General features: G+C 36.5%; 2 protein-coding genes. One reads left to right on the top strand and one right to left on the bottom strand.

Features of this window, described 5'->3' with window-relative positions:
* Positions 1–152: DUF3923 family protein (locus tag FD09_RS15545; protein ID WP_057822563.1), on the bottom strand; the 152-nt coding region annotated here is incomplete at its 3' end.
* Positions 153–390: 238 nt separating this feature from the next.
* Between FD09_RS15545 and FD09_RS15550 the strand changes: the two genes are divergently transcribed.
* Positions 391–879, top strand: a complete 489-nt coding sequence (locus FD09_RS15550; RefSeq protein ID WP_001748269.1) for a DUF536 domain-containing protein — start codon at positions 391–393, stop codon at positions 877–879.
* The last annotated feature ends 139 nt before the right edge of the window (positions 880–1,018 follow it).

Below are 1,018 nucleotides of genomic sequence, written 5' to 3' on the forward strand. Positions count from 1 at the left end.
AAAACCACTAGCACAATAAAAGCAGCTAATTTAGTTGCTGGCGTTTGAATCGTTCCAGCACCAGCAACTTTTCTAATGAAAATTACAAAGCTTAATATACTGAAGATGGTTAGCCAAATAAGATTGCTTAGCCACCAAACTTTTAATTTCATGTGTTTGGGATTACTCCTTCTTTTGGTAGTAATATGTACTAACTAATTGGCATAATAGAATTATACTGGTCAGAAAGGCAGCCGTCCATATCGAGCCAAAACAGCCACTATTCTTAAAAATCTCCGCGATAGGATATATATCATATGTTGAGAGACGTGTTCTAAGCCCTCGTTCAGTGTTCACCTTGATTAACTATGTTAATATAAACGTATAGACTAACGTAAAGGATGACGTAAAATGGCAAATAAGACAATATCTTCAATAGCTAAAGATTTGAAGATATCACGTGCAAGGGTTTATCAAATCATTGATATGCTTGATGACAACGAAAAACCCTCAAAAGACAGCAATGATAGATATGTAATTGACGATAGTGTTGTCAATGCTATTCGTAAATACTATGCAAACAGTAACACCAAGGCTAAACAAGAAAAAACGTCACCAATTGACGATAAAGTTCTTGATATAATGCGACGTCAACTAGACGAAAAGGATAGACAAATTGAAAAGCTAACTCAATTACTTAACCAGCAACAACAACTCAATTTGTCTACTAGCCGTCAAAACGAAAAACTACTTGATACCACTACGAACAACCCCCTCTCACAGGACGATATCCCCCTTAAAAGCGACGATACAGACGTTTTAAAGCCTACCGAGGGTAATTATAAGGGAGTAGACACTAAGACGCCTAAAAAGGGCTTATTTGGTTGGTTAAGACGTTAAAAATACCCCTTTGTCATATTATCGGCAAAGGGGTATAATACTGTTTGTAACTAAATTAAATAGACAAAAAAATTCCCTCGGGGGCTAAGCCGGGGGAACACGTAAATCATTCAAGGTTATGTGTTCATTCTACCTACTA

The sequence above is a fragment of the Schleiferilactobacillus perolens DSM 12744 genome (genome assembly GCF_001435585.1).
GTDB classification, from domain to species: domain Bacteria; phylum Bacillota; class Bacilli; order Lactobacillales; family Lactobacillaceae; genus Schleiferilactobacillus; species Schleiferilactobacillus perolens.